18 protein-coding genes are annotated in these 23,618 nt (G+C 72.8%); 6 read left to right on the top strand and 12 right to left on the bottom strand.

All coding sequences use genetic code 11. The annotated features are described in order from the left end of the window. Positions 1–5 precede the first annotated feature (5 nt). Entirely contained in the window at positions 6–761 is a 756-nt protein-coding gene (locus tag BX286_RS20890) for an SIS domain-containing protein (protein ID WP_079429121.1), read from the bottom strand. Between the two features lie 260 nt (positions 762–1,021). On the opposite strand from BX286_RS20890, the gene BX286_RS20895 reads away from it, so the two are divergent. From BX286_RS20895 to BX286_RS20905, 3 genes are all read left to right on the top strand, one after another. Next, positions 1,022–1,714 (top strand): metal-dependent transcriptional regulator, encoded by a 693-nt coding sequence (locus BX286_RS20895; RefSeq protein ID WP_042820656.1) that lies wholly within the window; start codon positions 1,022–1,024, stop codon positions 1,712–1,714. 323 nt (positions 1,715–2,037) lie between these two features. Continuing rightward, positions 2,038–3,057, top strand: a complete 1,020-nt coding sequence (locus BX286_RS20900) for an alpha/beta fold hydrolase (RefSeq protein WP_185117206.1) — start codon at positions 2,038–2,040, stop codon at positions 3,055–3,057. Positions 3,058–3,245: 188 nt separating this feature from the next. After that, complete coding sequence (locus BX286_RS20905) at positions 3,246–5,354, top strand: DUF11 domain-containing protein (protein WP_121015834.1); 2,109 nt, start codon at positions 3,246–3,248, stop codon at positions 5,352–5,354. Positions 5,355–5,459: 105 nt separating this feature from the next. On the opposite strand, the gene BX286_RS20910 is transcribed toward BX286_RS20905, so the two are convergent. Beyond that, the gene (locus tag BX286_RS20910; RefSeq protein WP_079429123.1) at positions 5,460–6,392 is read right to left on the bottom strand and encodes an NADP-dependent oxidoreductase; all 933 of its coding nucleotides are present in this window, start codon (positions 6,390–6,392) and stop codon (positions 5,460–5,462) included. Between the two features lie 112 nt (positions 6,393–6,504). Here BX286_RS20910 and BX286_RS20915 point away from each other — a divergent pair, with 112 nt between their 5' ends. Beyond that, positions 6,505–7,524 carry a GlxA family transcriptional regulator gene (locus BX286_RS20915; RefSeq protein ID WP_121015837.1) on the top strand — a complete coding sequence of 340 codons (1,020 nt, stop codon included), beginning with the start codon at positions 6,505–6,507 and terminating at the stop codon, positions 7,522–7,524. An 11-nt stretch (positions 7,525–7,535) separates the two neighbouring features. Here BX286_RS20915 and BX286_RS20920 read toward each other — a convergent pair whose 3' ends face one another. From BX286_RS20920 to BX286_RS20960, 9 genes are all read right to left on the bottom strand, one after another. Beyond that, entirely contained in the window at positions 7,536–8,375 is an 840-nt protein-coding gene (locus BX286_RS20920; protein WP_261993479.1) for a hypothetical protein, read from the bottom strand. Positions 8,376–8,651: 276 nt separating this feature from the next. Continuing rightward, the gene (locus BX286_RS20925) at positions 8,652–8,996 is read right to left on the bottom strand and encodes a hypothetical protein (RefSeq protein WP_079429127.1); all 345 of its coding nucleotides are present in this window, start codon (positions 8,994–8,996) and stop codon (positions 8,652–8,654) included. A 52-nt stretch (positions 8,997–9,048) separates the two neighbouring features. Continuing rightward, positions 9,049–13,635, bottom strand: a complete 4,587-nt coding sequence (locus BX286_RS20930; protein WP_261993480.1) for a putative T7SS-secreted protein — start codon at positions 13,633–13,635, stop codon at positions 9,049–9,051. Then, positions 13,632–14,216 carry a hypothetical protein gene (locus BX286_RS20935; RefSeq protein WP_187344172.1) on the bottom strand — a complete coding sequence of 195 codons (585 nt, stop codon included), beginning with the start codon at positions 14,214–14,216 and terminating at the stop codon, positions 13,632–13,634. Before BX286_RS20935 ends, BX286_RS20930 begins: the two co-directional genes overlap by 4 nt. Then, on the bottom strand, positions 14,213–14,659 hold the full coding sequence (locus BX286_RS20940) for an SseB family protein (protein ID WP_261993481.1): 447 nt from the start codon (positions 14,657–14,659) through the stop codon (positions 14,213–14,215). Before BX286_RS20940 ends, BX286_RS20935 begins: the two co-directional genes overlap by 4 nt. 112 nt (positions 14,660–14,771) lie before the next feature. Then, entirely contained in the window at positions 14,772–14,966 is a 195-nt protein-coding gene (locus BX286_RS20945) for a hypothetical protein (RefSeq protein WP_079429131.1), read from the bottom strand. 181 nt (positions 14,967–15,147) lie between these two features. Further along, positions 15,148–16,755, bottom strand: coding sequence for a transporter (locus BX286_RS20950; protein WP_121015843.1), 1,608 nt, complete (start codon positions 16,753–16,755; stop codon positions 15,148–15,150). After that, positions 16,752–17,588, bottom strand: a complete 837-nt coding sequence (locus BX286_RS20955) for an ABC transporter ATP-binding protein (RefSeq protein ID WP_121015846.1) — start codon at positions 17,586–17,588, stop codon at positions 16,752–16,754. The genes BX286_RS20950 and BX286_RS20955 overlap by 4 nt, the downstream gene beginning before the upstream one ends. Before the next feature lie 112 nt (positions 17,589–17,700). Beyond that, on the bottom strand, positions 17,701–18,381 hold the full coding sequence (locus BX286_RS20960; protein ID WP_079431876.1) for a bifunctional DNA primase/polymerase: 681 nt from the start codon (positions 18,379–18,381) through the stop codon (positions 17,701–17,703). Between the two features lie 219 nt (positions 18,382–18,600). Between BX286_RS20960 and BX286_RS20965 the strand changes: the two genes are divergently transcribed. Further along, on the top strand, positions 18,601–19,983 hold the full coding sequence (locus BX286_RS20965) for a transcriptional regulator (protein WP_079429134.1): 1,383 nt from the start codon (positions 18,601–18,603) through the stop codon (positions 19,981–19,983). Positions 19,984–20,074: 91 nt separating this feature from the next. Beyond that, complete coding sequence (locus tag BX286_RS20970) at positions 20,075–22,069, top strand: hypothetical protein (protein ID WP_261993482.1); 1,995 nt, start codon at positions 20,075–20,077, stop codon at positions 22,067–22,069. A 12-nt stretch (positions 22,070–22,081) separates the two neighbouring features. On the opposite strand, the gene BX286_RS20975 is transcribed toward BX286_RS20970, so the two are convergent. Then, a complete protein-coding gene (locus BX286_RS20975) occupies positions 22,082–23,503 on the bottom strand; it encodes an ABC transporter substrate-binding protein (RefSeq protein WP_121015849.1) in 1,422 nt (473 codons plus the stop codon). Positions 23,504–23,618: the final 115 nt, after the last annotated feature.

A 23,618-nucleotide genomic window follows, 5' to 3' on the forward strand; every position in this document is an offset into this window, starting at 1 on the left:
CGGCGTCAGTGCCGGAAGAAGATCCGGTCCCCGTACTCCCGCATCACCCGCCCGTTCCACTCGTGCCCGCCGTCGACGTTCCCCGAGCGCAGCAACGGCGGCTCCACCCCCCGGGCGGCCAGCTCCCCGGCCGCCGCCGCCATCACCGCCTGCATGATCGCGCTCGTCACCACCGTCGACGCGGGGGCGAACGGCGCCTCGATGCCGTCCGCCGTCAGCTCCGCGTCGCCGACCGCGATCTTGCTGTCGAGGACGATGTCGCAGTGGTCCTTCAGGTAGGTCCCCGACACGTGCCGTGACTTCGTCTCCGTCGCGTACGCCACCGACGTCACGCCGATCACCTTCAGCCCCAGCGCCCGCGCGTTCATCGCCATCTCGACCGGCAGTGCATTGCGTCCGGAGAGCGAGATGACGACCAGCACATCCCCGTCGGAGGCCGGGCTGCTGTCCAGGACCGCCCCGGCGAGCCCGTCGACCCGCTCCAGCGCGCTGCCCAGCGTGGCCGGCATGACGTCCACGCCGGCCGTGCCCGGCACCGCGAGGAAGTTCATCAGGGCCAGCCCGCCGGCCCGGTACACCACGTCCTGCGCGGGCAGCGAGGAGTGCCCGGCACCGAAGGCGAACAGCCGGTTCCCCGCGGCCACGGCCTCGGCGATCACGGTCCCGGCCTCGGCGATCCGTGCGCCCTCCTCGTCGCGGACCCGCTCCAGCAGGCCGATGGCGGCGTCGAAGAACTGCCCGGCCAGCTTGCTCTCGCTCATTCGACGAAGGCCCTTCCAGGGTGGGGTGCGGTGGATGCGTCGTCGGTGGTCCGCCGCTCACCGTGCGGTCTGGACCAAGGACGTGTCAATACGGGCGTCAATCCCGGGACCAAAGCCCTGCGCACCGGGTGTCCGGGGCGCCCGAGCCGGCGTCCCGGGGAGATGTCCCGTACCTGCCTTGACGTCAGGCGCGGGACGGTTGTCGGCCCGATGCGTCAGAATTGGGGACAGGGCCAGCGCACGCAATCCGAGGGGCACGAATGTCCGGACTGATCGATACCACGGAGATGTATCTCCGCACCATCCTCGAGCTGGAAGAGGAAGGCGTGGTCCCCATGCGCGCCCGGATCGCCGAGCGGCTGGACCAGAGCGGGCCCACGGTGAGCCAGACGGTCGCGCGCATGGAGCGCGACGGCCTGGTGGCGGTCGCCAGCGACCGGCATCTGGAGCTGACCGACGAGGGCCGCAAGCTCGCGACGCGCGTGATGCGCAAGCACCGCCTCGCGGAGTGCCTGCTCGTCGACGTCATCGGCCTGGAGTGGGAGCAGGTGCACGCCGAGGCCTGCCGCTGGGAGCACGTGATGAGCGAGGCGGTGGAGCGGCGCGTCCTGGAGCTGCTGCGCCACCCCACCGAGTCCCCGTACGGGAACCCGATCCCGGGTCTGGAGGAGCTCGGCGAGAAGGCCGAGGCCGACCCGTTCATCGAGGACGGCATGGTCAGCCTGTCGGACCTGGACCCGGGCAGCGAGGGCAAGACGGTGGTCGTCCGGCGGATCGGCGAGCCGATCCAGACGGACGCCCAGCTGATGTACACGCTGCGGCGCGCGGGCGTGCAGCCCGGCTCCGTGGTGAGCGTGACGGAGTCCCCGGGCGGGGTGCTGGTCGGCAGCGGCGGCGAGGCCGCCGAGCTGGACGCGGACATCGCCTCGCACGTGTTCGTCGCCAAGCGCTGACGCGGGCCGTGGCCGCAGGGCGGCCACGGCGCGCACACCCGGATCAGGTCACATCTGTCGCAGTTCCCTGAAGACGAGTGGTCCCGGCGCCTCGCGGCGCCGGGACCGTCCTCCCCTGGCTGACCTGGAGCCCCGAGCTCTCAAGGTCATCCCCTTCGGACCGTCTTCCCCGAGCGGCCCGCCTCCCTGTTGAAAGGATCTCCATCGGCAGCGGCGGCCAATCCTTGAGCAAGGTCACTCGAAAGAGCGGTGTTGTCGGCGAGACGCCCGTTTTCGAATGCGGGTTCGATAGTCTGGCCGGGAGCGAAGGGGGTGCATCCTCGGTGGTTCAGCGCATCGATGTCACTGCAGCCGACGGCGTCCGACTGGCCGCCTGGGAGTTCCGTGATCCGCCGGCCGAGCCCCGGCAACCGGCGGTCCTGTTACTGCACGGCCTGATGGGCCGGGCCTTCCACTGGGCAGGCACCGCGAGCTGGCTGGGCGAGCACCGCCGCGTGGTGGCCCTGGACCAGCGCGGGCACGGCCAGAGCGAGCACCCGGCGATGAACGGCCCGGGCATCCAGGGCGGTCCGGGCGGCCTGGGCAGACCCGGCGGACCGGCCGGGCCGGGCCGGCAGGGCGGGCCCGGCGGGCGGGGTGGGCTGCGGGGCCTGAGCGGCCCGACCGGCTTCGGCGCCCCGCCGCCCCTCCCCGCCACCCCGCCGCACTCCCTCGGCCGCGAGGCCTTCGTCGCCGACGCCGAGGCGGCCGTCGAGCAGCTCGGCCTCGGCCCGGTCGTCCTCATCGGCCACTCCATGGGCGCCCTCACCGGCTGGCAGCTCGCCGCCCGCCGCCCCGACCTCGTCCAGGCCCTGGTGATCTGCGACATGCGGGCCTCCGCGCTCGGCGAGGCCTCCCAGCAGGAGTGGGAGGAATGGTTCCGCCGCTGGCCGCTCCCCTTCCCCACGCAGGACGCCGCCCGCCGCTGGTTCGGCGAGGACGACCCCCGGGTGGAGCGCCCCGACCCCGGCCGCGGAGCCTTCTTCGCCGAGGTGATGCACCAGGCCCCGGACGGCTGGCGGCCCCTGTTCTCCCGCCGCCAGATGCTGACGGCCCGTGAGACCTGGGTGCACGACGCCCACTGGGAGGAGCTCGCCCAGGTCCGCTGCCCCACCCTCGTCGTCCGCGGCCTGGACGGCGAACTGGGCCGTGCGGAGGCGCAGGAGATGGTCCGCGTCCTCCCGGCCGGCCAGTACGCCGAGATCCCCGACGCCGGTCACTACGTCCACTACGACCAGCCGGCTGCCCTGCGCGCGGCGCTGGAACCGTTCCTGGAAGGGGTCTCCGGCATGGCCTCCAGATGACCCGAGAGGCCCCCCTTCCGGTCCACCTTCGGTTCGCCGCTCACCCGATGGGGTGGATCGCGGCCCTTCATTGAGCTGCGCGCGGCCCGCCGTACGTGCCAGGCCGCGGCGGCCCCAACAGGCTGTGGCCCGTCCCGTGGGAGCCGCCGGGCCACTGCACGCCGGCGGCGAGCAGACGAAGGGTCTCCATGTTCACGTCCCGCTCCAGGTCCGCGTTCCCCCTCACCTCCTCCGCCACCTCCGCCACCTCCGCCGTCTCCATCGCCGCCTCCACGTACCAATCCCCTTCCGGCGGCAGGAGAGCCCGGCGCCGCAACGCCGTCGCGGTCGCCGCCGCCGGTCTGGCGCTCGTCCTGACCCTGCCCGCCACCGCCCTCGGCGCACCGGGCGACCTCGATCCGGCCTTCGACGGAGACGGCAAAGTCGTCACCGACTTCGGGGGCGGCGGCTACGACGAGAGCCGCGGCATGGTGATCCAGGCGGACGGCAAGATCGTCACCGTCGGCACCACCGTCCCCGCGGCCGGCGGCGCCTCCGACTTCGCGCTGGCCCGCTACAACCCCGACGGCAGCCTCGACCCCACCTTCAACGGCGACGGCGACAACGACGGCAAGATCCAGACCGATCTGCGCGGCGGCGACGACGTGGCCGACGCGGTGGCGGTCCAGCCGGACGGAAAGCTCGTCGTGGCCGGTTACAGCGCGGATCCCGACGTCACCGGGTCGTTCACCGTCGCCCGTTTCAACCCCGACGGCAGCCTCGACACGAGCTTCGACGGCGACGGCTTCACCTTCACCGACTTCGGCACCACGGGCCCCCAGGAGGCCTTCGGGATCGCGATCCAGCCCGGCGGCGCCATCGTGGCCGCGGGCGAGAGCGGCACCGACGTCGCCCTGGCCCGCTACAACCCCGCCGACGGCAGCCTGGACACCACCTTCGACGGCGACGGCAAGGTGACCACCGGCTTCGCCGGCGGCTCCGCGAGCGCGTACGACGTGACGCTCCAGTCCGACAACAAGATCGTCATCGCGGGCCGCTCCGGCTACAACTACCCCTCCAACGACTCCGACTTCGCCCTCGCCCGTTACAACCCGGACGGCAGCCTGGACACCGCCTTCGACGGAGACGGCAGGGTCACCACCGGCTTCACCGGCCCCGACGTCGCGAGCGGGGTCAAGGTCCAGCCCGACGGCAAGATCGTCACGGCGGGCCGCGCCGCCTTCGACTTCGCGCTCGCCCGGTACAACCCGGACGGCAGCCTGGACACGGCCTTCGACGGCGACGGCAAGGTCACCACCGACTTCGGCGCCAACACCCTGGACGGAGCCGCCGACCTGGCCCTCCAGCCCGACGGCAAGATCGTCGCCGCCGGCATCAGCCAGGCCGACTTCGGCGTGGCCCGCTACACCACCAACGGCACCCTCGACACCGGATTCGGTACCGGCGGCAAGGTCCACACCGACGTCTCCTCCGGCTACTTCGACACCGCCAACGCCGTGGCCCTGCAGGCCGACGGGAAGATCGTCGTCTCCGGCAACACCGGCGACGACCGGGGCCTCGTCCGCTACCAGGTGACCACTCCGCCGCCCCCGCCCGGCGTGGACCTCGCCGTCACCAAGACCGGCCCCGCCTCCGTCAGCATCGGCGACCAGGCCACGTACACCGTGACGGTGACCAACACGAGCACGACCACCACGGCCACCGGCGTCACCCTGGCCGACACCCTCACCGGCCCCGGATCGCTCGTGTCCGCCACACCCGCCCAGGGCACCTGCACCCTCACCGCCACCACCGCCAACTGCACCGTCGGCACCCTTTCCCCCGGCGCCCGGACCACGGTCACGTTCGTCGCCGAACCCCGCGCCACCGGCACCCTCTCGGACAAGGCCACCGCCTCCGCCACGCAGACCGACCCGGCGACCGCCAACAACACGGCGACGGCCACCAGCACCGTCAACAACGCCCACGGCTGCACGATCATTGGCACCAGCGGCGCCGACACCCTCACCGGCGGCTTCGGCAACGACGTCATCTGCGCCCTCAGCGGCAACGACACCGTCCGGGCCGGCTACGGCAACGACACCGTCTACGCCGGCCCCGGCAACGACAACGTCGACGGCGGCTTCGGCAACGACGTGCTCTTCGGCGGTACCGGCAACGACACCCTGACCGGGTACTACGGCGACGACCGCCTCGACACCGTCGACGGCGTCTTCGGCAACGACTCCGCCGACGGCGGCTTCAACACCGACACCTGCACCACCGACCCGGGCGACACCCGCATCAGCTGCCCCTGACACCCGCGACGCCCTGACACCCGCGACGCCGCTGACATCCGCGACGCCCTGACACCCGCGACGCCCCCCGGCGGCACCGATGCCGCCGGGGGGCGTCGCGTTCGTTCATCCGGAGACGGACAGCACGATCTTCCCGGTCGTCCGCCCGCTGTCACTCAACTCATGCGCCTTCCCGGCCAGTTCCAGCGGTAGCACGGTGTCGATCTCGGGCCGCAGCAGCCCGGCCTGCGCCAGCGAGGCGATCTCGCGCATCCCCGCCTGGTCCGCCTCCACCGCCATGAACGCCGCCCGCACCCCCAGCGGCCGCGCCGCCTCCGCCAGCCGGGCCTCGGCCGGAGAGGCGAGGGAGACCACGATCCCGCCGTGCCGCAGGGCCCGCAGCGAGCGCGGCCCGTACTCCCCGCCGATGGCGTCGAGTACGACGTCCACCGGTTCGACGGCGCTCTCGAAGGCGACCGCGGTGTAGTCGACCACCTCGTCCGCGCCCAGCCCGCGCAGGAACGCGTGCTTGGCGGCCCGGGCGGTGCCGACGACGTACGCGCCGCGCGCCTTGGCGATCTGCACGGCGAGGTGTCCGACCCCGCCCGCGGCCGCGTGGACCAGCACCCGCTGCCCCGGGCGCAGCCCGGCGGTGTCCACCAGGGCCTGCCAGGCGGTGAGCGCGGCCAGCGGCAGTGCGGCGGCCTGTACGTGGCTCAGCGCGGCGGGCTTGCGGACGAGGTGCCGGGCGGGGGAGGTGACGTACTCCGCGTACGTGCCCGCCGGGACGGGGTGGCGTGGCATCCCGAACACCTCGTCGCCGGGGGCCAGGGTGGTGACGCCGAGGCCGACCGCCTCGACCACGCCCGACACGTCCCAGCCGAGCCGGACCACCTCGCCGGCCAGGCCGCCGGTGGCCCGGTGCCAGGAGTCCGTCGGGTTCACCCCGGCCGCGTGCACCCGTACCAGCACCTCGGCCGGCCCGGGCTCGGGCCGCTCCACCTCGGCGACCTCCAGCACCTCGGGCCCGCCGAACCCGTCCTGAACCACTGCGCGCATGTCCTCACCCCGTTGTCCGCGGGGCCCCGGCGGCCCCGTCCGGAACCAAGGTTTTCGCAGGCCGCTCACCGGAACGAGTGGCAAGAATGCCAGCATCTGCAAAGATCTTGCCATGCCGCCGCAGCCCCCTCCCGTCGCCTCCGCCCCTCCCCACCGCGTGGTCGTCCTGGCCCTGGAGGGCGTCTATCCCTTCGAACTGAGCATCCCGGTCCGCATCTTCGGCACCGCCGAGGACGCCACGGGCGCGCCCCTGTACGAGGTGATCACCTGCGGCCTGGACAGTGCCGGCGGCCAGGTGACGACGAGCGCCGACTTCGCCATCGCCGTCTCCCACGGCACCGAGGCCCTCCACACGGCCGACACCCTGGTCATCCCGCCGTTCACCTGCGGCCCGGACGGCCCCGGCGGCGGAGCGTGGCTGCCCGCCGAACTGGCCGACGCCCTCGCCCTGCTCCCGGCGCACGCCCGCATCGTCTCGATCTGCACGGCCTCCTACGTCCTCGCGGCCGCGGGCCTGCTCGACGGGCGCCGCGCCACCACGCACTGGAACGAGGCGGAGCACTTCCAGCGGGCCTTCCCCCGGATCCAGGTCGACGAGAACGTCCTCTTCGTCGACGACGGTCGGATCCTGACGGCCGCCGGGGTGGCCGCGGGAGTGGACCTGTGCCTGCACCTGCTGCGCCGCGACCACGGCAGCGAGGTGGCCAACCGGGTGGCCCGGCTGTGCGTGGTCCCGCCGTGGCGGGAGGGCGGGCAGGCCCAGTACATCGAACGCCCGATGCCGGAGCCGGAGGCGGCGACGACCGCCGCCACCAGGTCCTGGGCCCTGCAACACCTCCACCGGCCCCTACCCCTCAAGGAGTTGGCGGAGCACGCCCGGATGAGCGTACGGACCTTCTGCCGCCGCTTCGTGGAGGAGGTCGGCCTGCCGCCGGGCCAGTGGCTGGCACAGCGGCGCGTCGACCACGCCCGCCGCCTGCTGGAGACGACGGATCTCCCGGTCGACCGCGTGGCGGCCCAGTCGGGCTTCGGCACGCCGTCCGCCTTCCGCCACCACCTGACCACCACCCTCGGCATCTCCCCGACGGCGTACCGCCGGGCCTTCAGATCCGGCACGAGGGAAGCGGCCTGACCCTCGGCCCCTCAGCCGGCGGCTGCCTCACCCCAGCGGTTGAGGATCTCCGTCCCGGTGTCATAGGTCAGCCAGGTGCCGTCGCCGAGGGGCCGCACGTACCCGGCCACGGGGCCGTCGGGGTAGGCGACCCGGCCGCGTATCCCCAGGGTGTGGGCGTCGAGCAGCCAGTGCCCCGCCCGCTCGGCGTCCTCCTCGTCGCCGTCCTCGCCCGCCGCGGCGATGACGGTGCCGGCGTCCACGAATCCGCAGCCGTAGTCCCAGAACCCAGGCTCCTCGTCCTCCGCGCCGGACTCCGGCTCCGCCGTCGCGAGGGTGTCGCCGTCCAGGGCGTGCAGGCGCAGGTCCGAGCCGTAGTGCTCGATGGTGAGGAAGCCGCGGTGGCCGGGGTGGACGTCGGCCAGGATCCGGTCCATGGTCTCGTTCAGGTCCCAGGCGGTCAGCTTCTCGCCGTCCCAACGCGCCCAGTACAGCAGGATGCCGTCCTGGCCCATGCCGATGGACAGGCCCATGTGGATCCCGTCCGGGTGGGAGACGTGGTTCGAGCCGGCCGCCGCGCTGTCCTCCAGCGGCAGCCGGGCCAGTTCCCGCCCGTCGGCGGCGTCCAGGACGACCCAGTACTCCCGCTCCTCGTGCACGACGTGCGCCCAGACGGTCCGCCCGTCGTCCGAGACCCGGCAGGACCCGTGCTCCAGTCCCCGGCACACCTCCTGCTCGTCCCCGCTGTGCGGGTGCCCCAACTCCGGCCCCCAGCAACCGTGCCGGTACTCCCAGAGCACCTCCCCGCCCACCCCGACGGCCCGCACGGCCCGCTGCCCGGAGAACACGGCGAACCCCCCGTCGGGACTCACGGAGTCGACCCCCCGGTCCCACCCCGGCCAAGGCGCCGGAAAGACGGCGACCGGCGCCAACTCCCCGCCCAACAGCTCGTCAAGGTCGTAGACCTCCACCTCCTCCCCGTTCCGCATCAAGGCCCGCCGAGCCCCACCACCCCGCCCCTCGAACCCGAACCCATCAACAAGCCCGCCCCCACCCACCAGCCCGACCGAGCCCCGCAACACCACATTGATCGCCATACCCCGACGCTAACGGCCCCCACTGACACCCCCCGTCCGGGCCGCAGGGTCTCAGCAGATCAGGGTCCGCTCCGAGACGGACACGTACGGGAAGACCTGGACCTCAAGGCTCCCTGTGGTGTCCTCCGTACTGAACTCCACAACGAGCTTGGAGGATTCGGCACTGTCCGCGATACGGAGGACCGTCGCCCCCTCGCGGAAGGTGCTGAAAACCCCCTTTCCGGGAACTGGGCACCAGGAGACCGCCACGGATCGACCGATGACGTCGTAGGAGACTCCCAGCTCGCCGTCGACGACTTCGGAGAAGTCGAGCCTGTACTGGTACTCCCCGACGAGCATCGTCTCGATTCCGAAGGTATTGACGAACTCCTGGCTCTCTGGGGTGACGAAAGGCATGTGAACTCCGGTGTGACCAGTGGGGAGACTCGAGCAAATCGGGCGATTGGCTCTAATTAATCACGTTCCACCATTTCCCTCCCTTGAATATCACCGTGGTGAGCCGTTTGCTTCCGTCCGGCAGCAGTTGCCACATCGCGTCGGCCTCCCGCATGCCCCATCGGCCTGTGATGACGGAGTGTGTTCTGCCGAAAGTGCCCCACTGATCCGTGTAGACGTCTTCGAACCCGTTCTTGGTCGCGTCTTGAAGGTGCTGGCGGACGTATTCGCGAGAGGCTGGAGTGTCTTCGAAACCGATGCTTCGCAACTGTGCCGCGTTCTGCTTGGCTCGTGCCGTGTTGTGTGGATCGGCCTTGATGTCTTTGTCGAAAAGATAGTCGAGCTTTCCGTCGGACACTTCGGGACAACCCTCGGGCGCCAGACCGAGCGGGTCGGACCAGGTGTGGGGGTTGGTGACGTAGGCGCTGGGAATGGGCGCCGGGGCCAGGCCCAATGGGTCCGGGGAGAGGTAGCGGGCTGTTTCGGGGTCGTAGGTGCGGAAGTAGTTGTGGTGGAGGCCGGATTCCGGGTCGTAGTACTGGCCCGGGAAGCGGAGTGGGGTGTAGGCCGTCGCCGTGCGGTTCCAGGTTGTGGTGCCCCACAGGGTGGTGCGGGTGTGCCACGCCGTGGTGCCGTCCTCGGCCACCAGGTGGGTGGGGGTGCCGATCAGGTCGGTGACGATCGAGAAGAAGCGGTCGTCGATCTCCGGCTGGTCGATGCGTTCCGTCTGGGTGACGGGGTGCAGGCCCTGGTGGGTCCAGGTCAGGGTGACCTGGCCGGTGGTCTCCTCGCAGAGGGTCGTGCCGTCCCAGGTGAAGAGGGTTTCCTCCGCGACCTCGCCGGAGGCGGCAAGGCGTTGTTTGGACGTGCGGCGGCCCAGGGGGTCGTAGGTGTAGCGCCAGCGGGTGCCGTCGGGAGTGATGACGGCCGTCAGCCGGTCCTCCGCGTTCCACTCGTAGCGCCAGGTGTCCGGCTTGCGGGAGAGGCGGGTCTTCTGGCGGAGGGTGATGCGGCCCAGTGCGTCGTGTTCGTAGCGGACCGAGCCGGCGTGGGTGATGCGGGTGCCGGTGTAGGCGCGCTCGCCCCGGGCGTCCGTGCCGGGGTGGTGGGCCGGCCAGGAGGCGCTGGTCTGGTTGCCCGCCTCGTCGTACGCGTAGCGCTCCGACCAGTTCGCGGCCTCCACGGCCGTGACGCGGGCCGCCGCGTCCAGGGTGAAGGTGCGGGGGCCGGTGAGGGAGTCGTCGATGCCGGTCAGGTAGCCGTCGGCGCGGTAGCTGTAGCCGCGCCGCTGGAGGGTCCGGCCGTCCTCGCCGATGACGGACTGGGCGGTGCGGCGGCCCGTCACGTCGTACTCGTGGGTGAGGGAGAGGGACCGGCCCAGTGTGCGGGTCAGCTCCTGGCCCGCCGCGTCGCGCTCGAAGGTGAGGGTGCGGCCCGCCGTGGTGAGGGAGGCGCGGCGGCCCGCGGCGTCGTATGTCCAATGGGACGTGGAGCCGGCCGGGGTCGTGCGGGTGGTGCGGCGGCCAAGGGCGTCGTGGCCGTACGTGAGGGTGCGGCCGTTCACCGTCTCCGACAGGAGGCGGCCCGTGGTGGCGTCGCGGAGCCAGGTGGCGGTGGACTCGGGTGAGGTGGCCGCCGCCAGGGCGTCGAAGGCGTCGTACGCGTACGTGGTGACCAGGCCCGCCGCGTTCTTGAGGATCGGCTGGCCGAGTGCGTTGTGGGCGTAGGTGGTCGTCTCACCGAGGGCGTTGGTGCGGCAGGTCAGGCGGCCCGACGCGTCGTACGCGTACGTGAGCGTGCGGGCGTCGAAGTCCGTTTCCGAGGCGAGTCGGCCGGCCGGGTCGTAGGTGTAGTGCCATGTGAGGCCCTGGGGGTTGGTGACACTGGTGAGGCGGAGCTGGGTGTCGTGGGTGAAGGTGTGGCGGGTGCCGTCGGGGCCCGTGCGGGCCGTGAGGAGGTCGAAGTCGCCGTATTCGGAGACCGTGACGCCGCCGATCTCGTCCGTGTGGGTCAGGCAGTTGCCCTCGCCGTCGTAGGTCCAGGACTCCTGCGTGCCGTCGGGGTGCGCACGGCGCAGGAGGCGGCCCTCGACGCTCCAGGTGAGACGGGTGGTGCGGCCCAGGGGGTCGGTGACGCGGACCGGGCGGCCGAACGCGTCGCGCTCGTAGCTGGTCGTGCCGCCCAGGGGGTCGGTGACCGAGAGGGGCAGGCCGGCCGCGTCGCAGCGGACGGTGGTCGTGTGGCCGAGGGCGTCCGTGATCGATGACGGATGGTTGCGGGCGTCGTAGGTGAAGCGGGTGACCGTGCCGTCCGGGGCGGTCGTCGAGGTGCGGTTGCCGGCGGCGTCGTACGTGGTGAGGAAGGTGAGCCCGTCCGGCCGGGTCACCTTCACAGGCAGTCCCAGGGCGTTGTACTCCGCCCGCGTCTCGCGACCGTCCGGCCGGACGACGCCGGTCCGCCGGCCGTCCTCGTCGTAGGTGAAACGGGTCGTGTGCCCGAGGGGGTCCGTGCGGGTCAGGAGGCGGTTGTGGCCGTCGTACGTGAACTGCGTCGTCGCGCCGGTGGGGTCGGTCTCCGCCGTGATCCGGGCCCGGTCGTCGACCAGGAAGCGGGTGGTGTGGCCGAGGGAGTCGGTGAGGGTGGTGCGGCCCGGCTCGTACGCGAACCGGACGTCGAGGTGGCCGTTGGTGCCCGACTGGGCGACGCAGCGGTGCTGCTTGTCGTAGACGTACGTGAAGTGCCGGTCGTTGGTGTCGGTCCAGGAGGTGATCCGGCCGAGGTCGTCGTAGCCGAAACGCAGGGGGCGGCCGGAGGAGTTGGTGACCGAGGTGAGGTGGCCGTCGGTGTAGCCGTACCGGAGGACCTCCGTGCCGTCGCCGAGGGACAGGGAGGTGATCCGGCCCCCGGAGGAGCTCAGGCGCAGCTCGTACCCGCCGCTGTGCGTGAGGGCGGCGGGGGCGCCGGAGTCGTCGTAGGTGAACGTGATCCAGGCGCCGGAGCGGTCCTCGAGCTGGAGGAGGGCGCCGTCGCCGTCGAAGTGGCGGGCCTGGCCGGACTCGGGGTCCGTGACGGTGTAGCCGCCGTCCGCGTCGAGGGTCAGCGGCCAGCGCTGGCCGAGGGCGGGCAGTACCGGGATGCCTGGCTCGGGGTGCGGGTAGGCGAGCAGGCTGCCGTCCTCGCGGACGAGGACCAGGCCTTCGTCGTCGCGCTCCAGCCGCTGGTCGATCGTGGACGCCCACGTGGGGCCGAACCAGTGGCCCGCCCGGTACGAGGACTCGAAGGTCCGGGTGAAGACGAGGGGCAGCGCGCCCGGGAGGACGAGGTCGGTCTGGGGGAGGACCATGCGGCCCGTGGCCATGTCGACCGGGTCCTCGCGGCACACCTTCTCGCCCTCGGAACGGGCCGAGGCTTCCGGCTCCGCCTGCTGGGCGGCCCGGGCTTCTTTGGAGGCGGCCTTGCCGGCGGACTCCTCCGCCACCCGGGCACCGGCGCGTGCGCCCGCCCTCGCCGCTCCGCCGAAGCCCTCCGTGCCGAGGAGTTCGGGCAGGAGGCGGCCGGTTCCTTCGGCGAGGTCCTCGCGGAAGGGTTCGACGACGGCGGCGGCGACGCGGTCCGGGTGGGCGGGGGCGGCGACCAGCCCTGCCAGCGTCATGCTGGCGTTCTGCTGGTACTCCGCGGGGTGGGTGAGGTTGTAGGTGTCGAACGGCGTGATCCCGCGCAGGAAGTTGACCACCCCGGCGGTGCCCTTGACGACCCCTCCGCTGAGGTGGGTCATCTCCGTGTTGCCGATGGCGGCCGCGTCGAGGGCCAGGGCCATGGCCTGCTCGTGGGACGCCGGCTTGGCCGGCGCGTGCTCCAGCGCCGCCGTCAGGGCCTGCCCCGCGTCGGCGGCGGCGTCGTCGCGCTGGCGGCGGGCCTCCGTGAGGAGCTCCTGGGCCCGCTTGGCCTCGGCGGCGCCCGCGTTGTCGGGCTTGGTGGGCACCGGCCCGGGGTTCTTTCCGGCGAGGGCGGTGGCGTTGTAGGTGTCGACGGCCTTGGCGTACGCGTTGGCGGCGTCCTGGTGGACCTTGAGCGCCGTCTTGTGGAGCGCGATCGCCTGCAGGGCCTGCTTCTGCGCCCACTCGACCGTGTCGGCGTACCGGGTCAGCGCGGCACCCGCCTTCTGGCAGGCGTCGGCCGCGTGCAGCCACTGCGCCGGGTGCATGGCGAAGGCCTTACGGAACGCGTCGGCCGCCGCGCCCTTCCAACTGCCGGCGTCCAGTGCCTTCATGCCCTGGCCGACCCGGTCGAAGGCGGCCTGGAAGTCCTTCATGTGCGCCGCGCAGGCGCGGATGTCGGCCGGAGAGCCGTGGACCAGCTCGTCGGCCTGCTCGGTCTGACCCAGCTGCTGTTCCGCGACGGACGCGCCGAGGTGGGAGGCGAGGCTGTCGCCGGCGTCCTCGATGCCGTCGGCCCAGCGGTCCTGGCCGACCTTGTGGAGGATGCCGCCGATTTCGTCGGTGGCCTTGTCTATGCCCTCGCCGGCCTTCTTCTTTGCGGCGGTCCAGGTGTGTTCCAGCTTGTCCAGGCCCTGGTCGGCCAGTGCCCCCCAGTCCGTCACCGGTGTTCACCGCCGCCCGCCTGGCCCTGGTCGCGGGTGAGGTCGACGAGCTTCCCGTGGACGTTGTGGTTGAGGTCGTCCCAGGTCTGCTGCCATGCCTGGTCGGTGTTCTGCGCGGACTCGAGGGCGGATTCCGCGCTGTAGTCGGCGTCGCGGAGGTTCGTGTACGGGTTGGTGGCCAGGATCTGACCCCAGTCCTTGTCCATGACCTCCTGCTCGGACGCGTACGAGCTGCCCCCGAGAACGGCGTTGGCCAGCACCTTGAAACCGCCCTGGACGTACTGGTCCTGCTCGTGCACCAGTCCCGCCGACAGGCCCACGCCCGCCGCGAACCCGTTCGCCTCCTGGACGAGTGAGCGCACGCCCCAGCCCCACCGTTCGCAGAAGGTGTCCAGCTGTGAGGTCAGGCCGTCGTTTCCGGTCTGCAGGCCGGTCAGTTTCAGCTGGGTGAAACCGCCGCCCGTGTTCCCCAGTCCGGCCGGGCCGAGCTCCCGCAGCTCCGCCAGCGTGTCCGTGATGCCCTTGGCGATCTGCGCGAGCGCCGCCTGTGACACGTCGAGGTCGCCCGGCTCGCCGCTCATGCCGCCACCCCGCCGTAGACCGCCGCGGTGTCCGGCACGATGCCGCGGACCGGCGGGAACAGGACGCCGTCCGGGCCCGCCGCGTCCAGCGCGACCCCGCACGCGAAGTCCAGCTCCGGTATCACGTCGTCCAGCAGGCGTGCGCCGAGCACCCGGTGGTACTCCCAGACGCTCTCCGTCTCGCCTCTGGCCTGTGCGAACCGGGCCAGCGCCTCGTCGTCCGAGAACGCGCAGATCCAGTCCACGCCGCCGAATTGCGAAGTCCAGAGCCCGCCCCGCTCGTCGAACGGCACCAGCACGACCCGGCGCTGGAACCCGGCCAGCCGGCCGGGGAACTCGGCGACCCGGTTCCGTTCCGGCTCCTCCGGTACGGTCGCCGGCTCCGCGTCGATCCGCGCGGCCGCCTCGGCGCGATGCCGGCGCCATTCCTCGTCGAAACCCACCGCGAAATCCCCCCAACCCCTCTGAATCGAACGCACTTTTGCACGGAGGGACGACAGAGGCAAACGCCGTCCGCGTGGCAGCACGCGGATCTGGCCACCAGGGGGAGGCCCGTCACCGCCCGCGCCGGGCGCGGGTCCGGGCTGTTTCGAACTCGGGGGCGGTGGTGGGCTCCGCGTGGAACTCCTCCTGGGCGTTGACCTCCGTCAGGTCCGGGACCGGGACCTTGCCCAGGCCGATGGACTCCTGTGAGGTCTCCCCGCAGCGGGAAGGTCGCCTCGGGTTCCACGCCGAAGCCCGCCACGGCACGCCAGGCCGCCTCGACGGACGGGCCCGGTTCGTTGCCGTGGACCGCCTCCACCTGGAGGTCGGTGTTTCCGATGACCTCGAGGAGGTCGTGCTCGCCGGTTTGTACGCCGTGTCCTTCGTCGAAGACGCCGCAGGGGGTGTCGGCCCGCGGGCCGACACCCCCTGCTGGTGCCGGGCGGGGTCAGCCCTTGCTGACCGCCGTCAGGATTTCCGGGAGCTTGCGCGAGACCGTCGGGGCGGCCAGGCGCAGGCCCGTCCAGGCGGCCAGGGTGCCCCAGGCGATGCCCGCCGGGAGGGCGAGCCAGGCCAGGGTGGCGGGGTCGTCGGAGAAGAAGCTGATGTAGACCGCGAGGACGATCACGGGGGCGCTGATCAGCGCCGAGGCGATCATGCCGCCGAAGATGCCCATCCAGGCCAGGCCCGCCTGGCCCGGGACGACGTTCTTGAAGGCGCCCTCCGTCGGGATGGAGTACGGGAAGTGCGCCGAGGCCAGCGCGCCCGTGCACAGCATCGCGCCCAGCAGGCCCAGCCCCAGCCCGAGGGCCGCCGGGAACTGCGCCCAGTCGCCGACCAGCGCGGCCGTGACGACGGTGACGAGGACGGTGTACGGGACGGTGACCAGGGCCAGCGCCCCGGCGCGGGCGCGGAGTTCCACGTACGCGTCGCGCGGCGAGGAGATGGTCTGGGCGACCATCCAGAAGGCGGAGGTGTCCTGCCCGAACTGGTTGTACATCTGGACGCCGAGCATCCCCGCGCCGAAGCAGGCCAGGTAGACGGAACCGCTGCCCTGGACGGCGTTGAAAATGGGGATGATCATGCCGACGGCCAGCGCCGACACCCACGCCGACTTCGTCTTCGGGTCGCGGACCACGTAGCGCAGGGTGCGCTGCATCGCCGCGCCCGTGCGCCCGTCGGGGAGGAAGGACCGGGCACGGCCCGAACCGCGTTCCTTCTCCGGCTTGGCCGCCGCGAGGGTGGAGCCGTCCGGGGTGACCATCAGCCTGGTCAGGCTCCGCTCCCAGAACCGGAGGAGCAGGCCGAGAGCGGCCAGGGTGATCGCGAGCTGGGCGGCGGCCTGCGCGTAGGCGCCCTTGCTCGCCGAGTCGACCATGCCGACCGCCGTCGCCGGCGGCAGCCAGCGCAGGACCGCCTCGACCGGCTCCAGCGCCGAGAGCCCGCCTTGCTGGACCAGGCGCTGGCTGGCGAAGTTGACCAGCTGGGCGCCGACCGCGATCAGCAGGCCGCTGAGGAGGGCCAGGTCACGGCCCTTGCGGCTGGTCAGCAGCCGTACGTTCGCGGTGGCCACGGCCCGGGCCAGGGCCACGCAGCCGAGCAGGAGGAGCGGTGCGCCGAGCACGGCCGCCACGACGCCCGCCGCGCCGTGCGCCACCGCCGCCACCGAGCCGACCGCCAGGCAGAGCGTGAACAGCGGTCCGATGCCGACCAGCGAGGAGGCCAGCAGGGCCCGGACGAGCGGACGCGGGCGCAGCGGCAGCATCACCAGCCGGCTCGGGTCGAGGGTCTCGTCGCCGGCGGGGAAGAACAGCGGCATCACGGTCCAGGCCAGCGCGAGGATCGCGCCGCCGAGGACGACGACGGTGCCGGCGTGGGTGTGGCCGTGCAGCAGCGCCAGGCCCAGGGTGGCGAGGGCGGAGAAGGCCAGGGAGAGCACCAGGCTGGTGATCCAGACGGCCTTGCGCTTCGAGGAACCCTTCAGCCCGTTGCGCATCAGCGAGAGCTTGAGGCGGACGAAGAGGGGGGTGAGGGAGGCCTCGGCCGTGGCGCTCATCGGGCGCCGCCGAGCCAGTCGAGGGAGTCGCCGGCGGCGTGGTCGCGGGCGCCGACGAGTTCGAGGAAGGCGCTCTGCAGGGAGGGCGCGGAGCCCCGTACGTCGGCCAGCGGGCCCGCGGCGCGGATCTGGCCGGCCGCCATGACGGCCACCCAGTCGCAGAGCGATTCGACGAGCTCCATCACGTGGGAGGAGAACACGACGGTGGCACCGGACGCGGTGTAACGTTCCAGCACCCCGCGGATGGTCTGCGCCGACACCGGGTCGACGCCCTCGAACGGCTCGTCCAGGAAGAGGACTTCGGGGTTGTGCAGCAGGGCGGCGGCCAGGCCGATCTTCTTGCGCATGCCCGTCGAGTAGTCGACGACGAGCTTGTGCTGCGAGCCCGCGAGGTCGAGGACGTCCAGCAGCTGCGTGGCCCGCTTGTCGGTCTCCTCGCCCGGCAGTCCGCGCATCCGGCCTATGTAGCCGAGGAGTTCACGGCCCGAGAGCCGCTCGAACATGCGCAGGCCCTCGGGCAGCACCCCGATGCGCTTCTTCACCTCGACCGGGTCGGACCAGACGTCGTGCCCGGCGACCGTCACCCGGCCCATGTCCGGGCGCAGCAGCCCCGTCACCATCGACAGCGTGGTGGTCTTGCCGGCGCCGTTCGGGCCGACGAGGCCGATGAAGCGGCCGGCCGGCAGCTCCAGGTCGATCCCGCCGACGGCCACCTGCTCGCCGAAGCGCTTCCACAGTCCTTCTATCCGTACGGCGGCACCGGCCGACGCGGGTCGCGCGCCGTCCGATCCGCCCGCACCGCTACCGCCTGCCGCATAACCCTGGTCCGGCATGCGCCTGCCTCTCGTTCTCATCCCCGTGGTCGTACTTTTCCCACGATAGGAGGAGGGGAAGAGGGCTCGGCAGTTACGAATGTCATGAAGTCGCGGACGTCGGCGAGGTCGGCTACGCCTGGCGGCGGCCCCGGGCCGCGGCCGCCTCGCTGCCGCACGCGTACGCGAGGGCGTCGATCAGCTCCTCGGTGTCCGGCAGCCAGCGGTTCGCCGGAGTGGGCTTGCGGGCCCACTGCACCGGCCCCTTGCCGCCGTAGCGGGTCGGCGGAGCCGCCACGTACTCGCCCTCGCCGCGCGCGGTCAGGTCGATGGCGTGCGGCAGCCAGCCCAGCTTGCGCACCAGGTCAGGCACCTTCGCCCCGGCGCCCGGCAGCACGAAGAACAGCATGCGGTGGTCCGGGGTGAGGGTGACCGGGCCGAGGGTGCGCTGCATGCGCTCCAGCCGCGCCAGCGCGAGGAAGCCTGCGGAGTCCGGGACGTCCAGGGCGTCGAAGGTGCGGCCCGTCGGCAGCAGGATGGACGCGCCCGGGTGCTTTCCCCAGATCCGCCGCACCCCCACGGCACTGCCCGAGGCCAGCGAGCGCCAGTCCTTCACCGCCGGGTGCGCGCCGGGCGCCGGGCAGTCGGCGACCCCGCAGGAGCACAGCTCCCGGCCGTCGCCGGGCTCCAGCCAGGTACCGGCGAAGACGTCCCAGTGCCGCTCCTCCACGTACCGCACGGCATGGTCGAGCAGCAGCTCGCCGCGCTGCTGGGGGATGGGTGCGGTCGCCGTGACTCCGATGGTGTCTTCCACGCCCAGCACAACTCCCGCGGTCACCGGGGGTTACGGGGATAAACGCCCCGGGCAGCGGTGCATCGATCCTGCACGTGGGGCGCACGGGTGCACGAGCGGGGGCGCGTAGGAGCCCAGCGCGCGGCCGATGGGTAACGACACGTCGCAGAGAGGAAGATTCTCCGCACTTCAGGCGGGAAGTGATCATTCCAACGATCACCCGCGTCTCAGGGGGTTTTCATGGCAGCCAGGCCTCTCGTCGCCCGCCAGCCGAACGAACGGCTGCAGGCGCTCATCCAGGAAGCCGGGTGCTCCAATGCCGGGCTCGCCCGGCGCGTCAACATGTGCGGGGCCGAGCACGGCCTCGATCTCCGCTACGACAAGACCTCCGTGGCCCGCTGGCTGCGCGGCCAGCAGCCGCGCGGCCGGGCACCCGGCATCATCGCCGAGGCGCTGGGGCGCAAACTCGGCCGGACCGTCACCATCGACGAGATCGGCATGGCCAACGGCAAGAACCTCGCCTCCGGGGTCGGCCTGCAGTTCTCCCCGACCGTCGTCGGCGCCATCGAGCAGGTCTGCGAGCTGTGGCGCAGCGACGTCGGGCGCCGCGACTTCCTCTCCGGGTCGAGCGTGGCCGCCTCCGCGCTCGTCGAGCCCAGCCGCGACTGGCTGATCACCGGGGCCGATCCGCAGGTGGCGCGCAACGGCGGCTCGCGCGTCGGGATGTCCGACGTGGAGGCCGTCCGGGCCACCACCCAGGCACTGACCGACCTCGACCACCGCTTCGGCAGCGGGCACGTGCGGCCCGTGGTCGTGCACTACCTCAACTCCGTGGTCTCCGGGCTGATCGGCGGCTCCTACCGGGAGCCGGTGGGGCGGGCGCTGTTCGCGGCGGTGGCCCGGCTCACCGAACTCGCCGGGTACATGGCGGTGGACACGGGCCAGCCGGGCCTCGCCCAGCGCTACTACATCCAGGCGCTCAGGCTCGCCCAGGCGGCGGGCGACCGCGCGTACGGGGGCTACGTGCTGGCCGCGTCGATGAGCCACCTCGCGGCCGAGCTGGGCAACCCGAGAGAGATCGCGCAGCTGGCGCGGGCCGCGCAGGAGGGCACGCGCGGGCAGGTCACCCCGAGAGTGGAGGCGATGTTCTACGCGGCGGAGGCGCGCGGGCACGCACTGCTCGGCGACGGCCGTTCCACGGCGGTGCTGTCGGGCCGGGCGGTCACGGCGCTGGAGCGGGCCGAGCCGGAGTCGGGCGACGACCCGGTGTGGATCCGCCACTTCGACCAGGCCTACCTGGCGGACGAGCTCGCGCACTGCCACCGCGACCTCGGCCAGGCCGACGCGGCGGGCAAACGCGCGGAGGAGGCGCTGCGGGGGCTGCCCGTGACGAAGGCCCGCCGACGGGCCATCGGCCTGCTGCTGCTGGCCGCGGCGCAAGTCCAGCAGCGGGAGGTGGAGCAGGCCTGCCAGACGGCGACGAAGGCCGCCGAACTGCTGGGGACGCTGCGCTCGCGGCGGGGTGCGGAGTACCTGGACGACTTCCGGGCGCGGCTGGAGCCGTACCGGGAGGAACCGGCGGTGCGGGAGTTCGGGGCGAGGCTGGAGGTTCAGGTGGCCTGACGTCGACACGCCGTGACCGGGTAGCGTGACCCGACGGCTGCGCGGATCCTCCACGGAGCGCGGACGTCGGAGAAGGCGAGAAGGAGTCCCGGTGACGGAGAACGGACAAGGGGGCGTCCCCCAGCCCGGGGCGCCGCAGGCCGGGCAGCCGTGGGCGGCGCCGGGGTACGGGTTCCCGCCCGCGCAGGACCCGTACGGCACGCCGCAGCCGCAGGGGCACGAGCAGGCCCCGGGGTACGAGCAGCCCCAGGGGTACGAGCAGCAGGGCGGGTACGAGCAGCAGGGCGGGCCGGTCCAGGCCGCCTACGTCCCGCCGCCGGAGCCCGGCGCCCCGGCGTACGGCTACCCCCAGACCGGCCACGCCCCCGCCCCCGAGGCCCCGGGCGCGCCGGGCTACGGCTACCCACCGGTGGCGGACGCGGCCACGCAGTACCTGCCGCCGGTCGCGGACGCCCCGACGCAGTACGTCCCGCCGGTGCAGGCGGGGCCGGCCGCGCACCTGTCGCACGCCGCCACGCAGTACGTGCCCCAGGTGGGCGCCGCCGCACCCGGCACCCCGCACGTCCGGCCCGCGGGCCCGGGAGCGCCGGGGGCCATGCTGGCGGGGGCCGAGACCCAGGCCGTGCCGGCGGTGCCGGGAACCCCGGCCGGGGGCCCGCCCCCGTACGACCTGCCGCACGCGGGCGGGGGCGGGCCCGCGACCCAGTACGTTCCGCCGGTCCCGGCGGGCGGCGTGGCGGATGCCGCCACCCAGTACCTACCGCCGGTCCCGGCGGGCGGTGTGGCCGCCGCCGCGACGCAGTTCGTTCCCCCCGTCCCGGCGGGTCCGGCGGGTGGCGTGGCGGATGCCGCTACCCAGTACGTTCCGCCCGTCCCGGCGGGTGGCGTGGCGGATGCCGCCACCCAGTACATCCCTCCCGTTCCGGCGGGCGGCGCGGCAGAGGGCGCGCATCAGTACCTCCCGCCGGGGCCGGGGGGTGGTGTCGCCGAGGCGGCGACGCAGTACCTTCCGCCGGTCCCGGCGGGCGGTGTGGCAGACGCTGCGACGCAGTACCTTCCGCCGGTCCCGGCGGACGGTGGGGCGGATGCCGCTACCCAGTACCTTCCGCCGGTTCCGGCCGGCGGTGCGGCCGACGCCGCCACCCAGCTCGTTCCCCCCGTCCCGGCCGGTCCGGGGAGTGGTGCGGGTGAGGACGCCACGCAGTACATCCCGCCCGTCCCCGCCGACCCCGGCAGGGGAAGTGCCGGTGGGGGTGAGGGGTTCGAGGGGCTGTTCCGGGACGGTGGTGGTGAGGGGGCCGTCGACGGGCGTGCGCAGCAGGGGCCGCCCGTCGCCGAGCCGGCGGCTCGGCGGACGCCGCCGCCCGCGGCGCCGCAGCGGCGCCGGCCGCAGCCGCAGCAGCCGCAGCAGTTCCAGGCTCCCGCCCCGCCCCCGGCGGCCCCCGCGCGCCGGGTTCCGCCCGCGGTGATCGCGGCCGCGGTGTTCGGGCTGGTCGTGGCCGGGCTCGGGGTGGGGGCGCTGCTCAGCGACGGCAAGGCGCAGAACAACGACCCCGTGGCGACGTCCCCGGGGTCCGGGGGAGCCGGCGCCGGCGCCGACGCGCCGGGCGGTTCCGCGCCGGTGGACCCGGCGCGCCCGCAGGCCGTCCAGCTGGACAAGCTGCTCGCGGACGCCAACGACAGCCGGACCGCGGTGATCAAGGCCGTGGACGACATCAAGGACTGCAAGAACCTGGGCCAGGCCGCCCAGGACCTGCGGGACGCGGCCCGGCAGCGCGACGAGCTGGTCACCCGTCTCTCGGACCTGAAGATGGACCTGCTGCCGAACCACGCCCGGCTCTCGGCGGCGCTGACCAAGGCCTGGAACGCCTCGGCCGACGCCGACAACAGCTACGCGGACTGGGCGGACGACGCCGGCCACGACAAGGGCGGCTGCAAGGACGGCAAGGCGAAGCAGACCGACGGCGCGGCCGACGGCAACAAGTCCAGTGCCGAGGCCACCAAGGCGAAGGAAACGGCGGCGACCATGTGGAACACGATCGCCGCCAAGTACGGGCTGACCCAGCGCGACAAGACCCAGCTGTAGCGGGCAGCGGCATCAGGCCGAGCGGGGGGCCGACTCCAGTACCGGGGTCATGTCCTGGTCCGCCTCGCCGGGCTGGGCGACGAGCCGGCCCTGCTGGACGACCTGGAAGCTGACCCGGCCGTTCACCAGCCGGGGGAAGCCGGCCACCGCCCGCATGTCCTGGTAGCGCCAGCTCAGCTCCGGGGTGAGGTTGCCGGTGGAGATGCCGGAGGACTCGTTGAGCATCCGGGCCATCTTGCGGGCCGTGATCTCCTCGCCCTCCTTGAACTTCTGGATGACCTGGTTGAAGACCGTGTAGGCGATCCAGGTGGTCTGGGCCCCGCTGTCGTCGGACTCGACGGTGTCGTCGCCGAAGGCCTGGTCGCTGATCACCTTCCGCATCGGCGCCCACAGGGGGTCGGTCGACACCGGGTACCAGCTGGTGACGAGCGCGCCCTCGAAGGGGCTCTCCTTGCCGCCGGTGCGGTCGACCAGGGCCTGGCTGACGCTGCCGAGGACGGAGGAGATCTGCGGGTTGCGGTGGGTGGAGTCGGCGCGGCGGAAGGCGTCGAAGAAGGTCTCGGTCCGCTCGCCGAGCACGGCCGTGACACAGCTCTTGGACGACGAGGGGCTTCCCTTGGCGGCCGTGGAGGCCGACGGGGAGCCGGCCGACGCCGGCCCGGAGGGGCCCGGGGACGGCGTCGTCTTGGACGAGGGCGTTCCCGTGTCCCTCGTGGCGGTGCCACCTCCGCCCGAGCCGCCGCCCGAGCCGCCCGGAGTGGCCTCGGACAGGGCCTCGCGGGCCTGCGGCATCAGGTCCGCGGCGTCCTCGGCCGCCCGGATGTCGGAGGCCTCCGGGCTGTTGTTGGCCCTCAGCCCCGCGTTCAGCAGCACCGGCATGGTGTCCCCGGCGAGGGTGTCGGGGCGGACCAGGGAGACCTGGGCGCAGGCCTTGCCGAGCTGGTGGCCGGCGCCGGCGAGCAGGGCGGGCTGGCCGCCGTTGACCGGGTAGGACAGGGTGCTCTGGAACTCCTCCGCGGAGACCCCGTAGCCGCCGATGAAGGGGATCCCCTCGGCCTCCAGCGGGGCCATGAAGGCGCGCCCGTACTGGCTGTAGGAGCCGACGACGGCCACCGCCTTCTTCGTGATGGCCTCGCGGGCGCAGTCGGCGGCGCCGGTCGCGGTGTTCTTCTCGTTGCAGGTCAGGACGCGCAGCTTGCGGCCCTTGATGCCACCGTTGGCGTTGATCCAGCGTTCGTACGCCTTGGCCATTCCGGGCATGCCGGGCATGTTGGTGGCCTTGGTTCCCATCGGAGCGAACGTCATGACCGTGAGGGTGTCCCCGGAGTTCCCCGGGCTGCCGGGGAGCACCCCGCACGCTGTGGTGAGACACGCACCTGTCGCTGCGGCAAGTAGCAGGCGGGACAAGGCGGTTGCGCGTCGGCATTTGGTCATGTCCCACGACCATTCCGCCACAGGGGTAACTGGATGCCGAGGTGTACACAACATCCGGTGACGCCCGGGTGAACGCCCGGGGGCGGGGTGCGGATAGGTGCGTCAAGATCGCATT

The organism is Streptomyces sp. 3211.6, assembly GCF_003634815.1.
GTDB lineage: Bacteria > Actinomycetota > Actinomycetes > Streptomycetales > Streptomycetaceae > Streptomyces > Streptomyces katrae_A.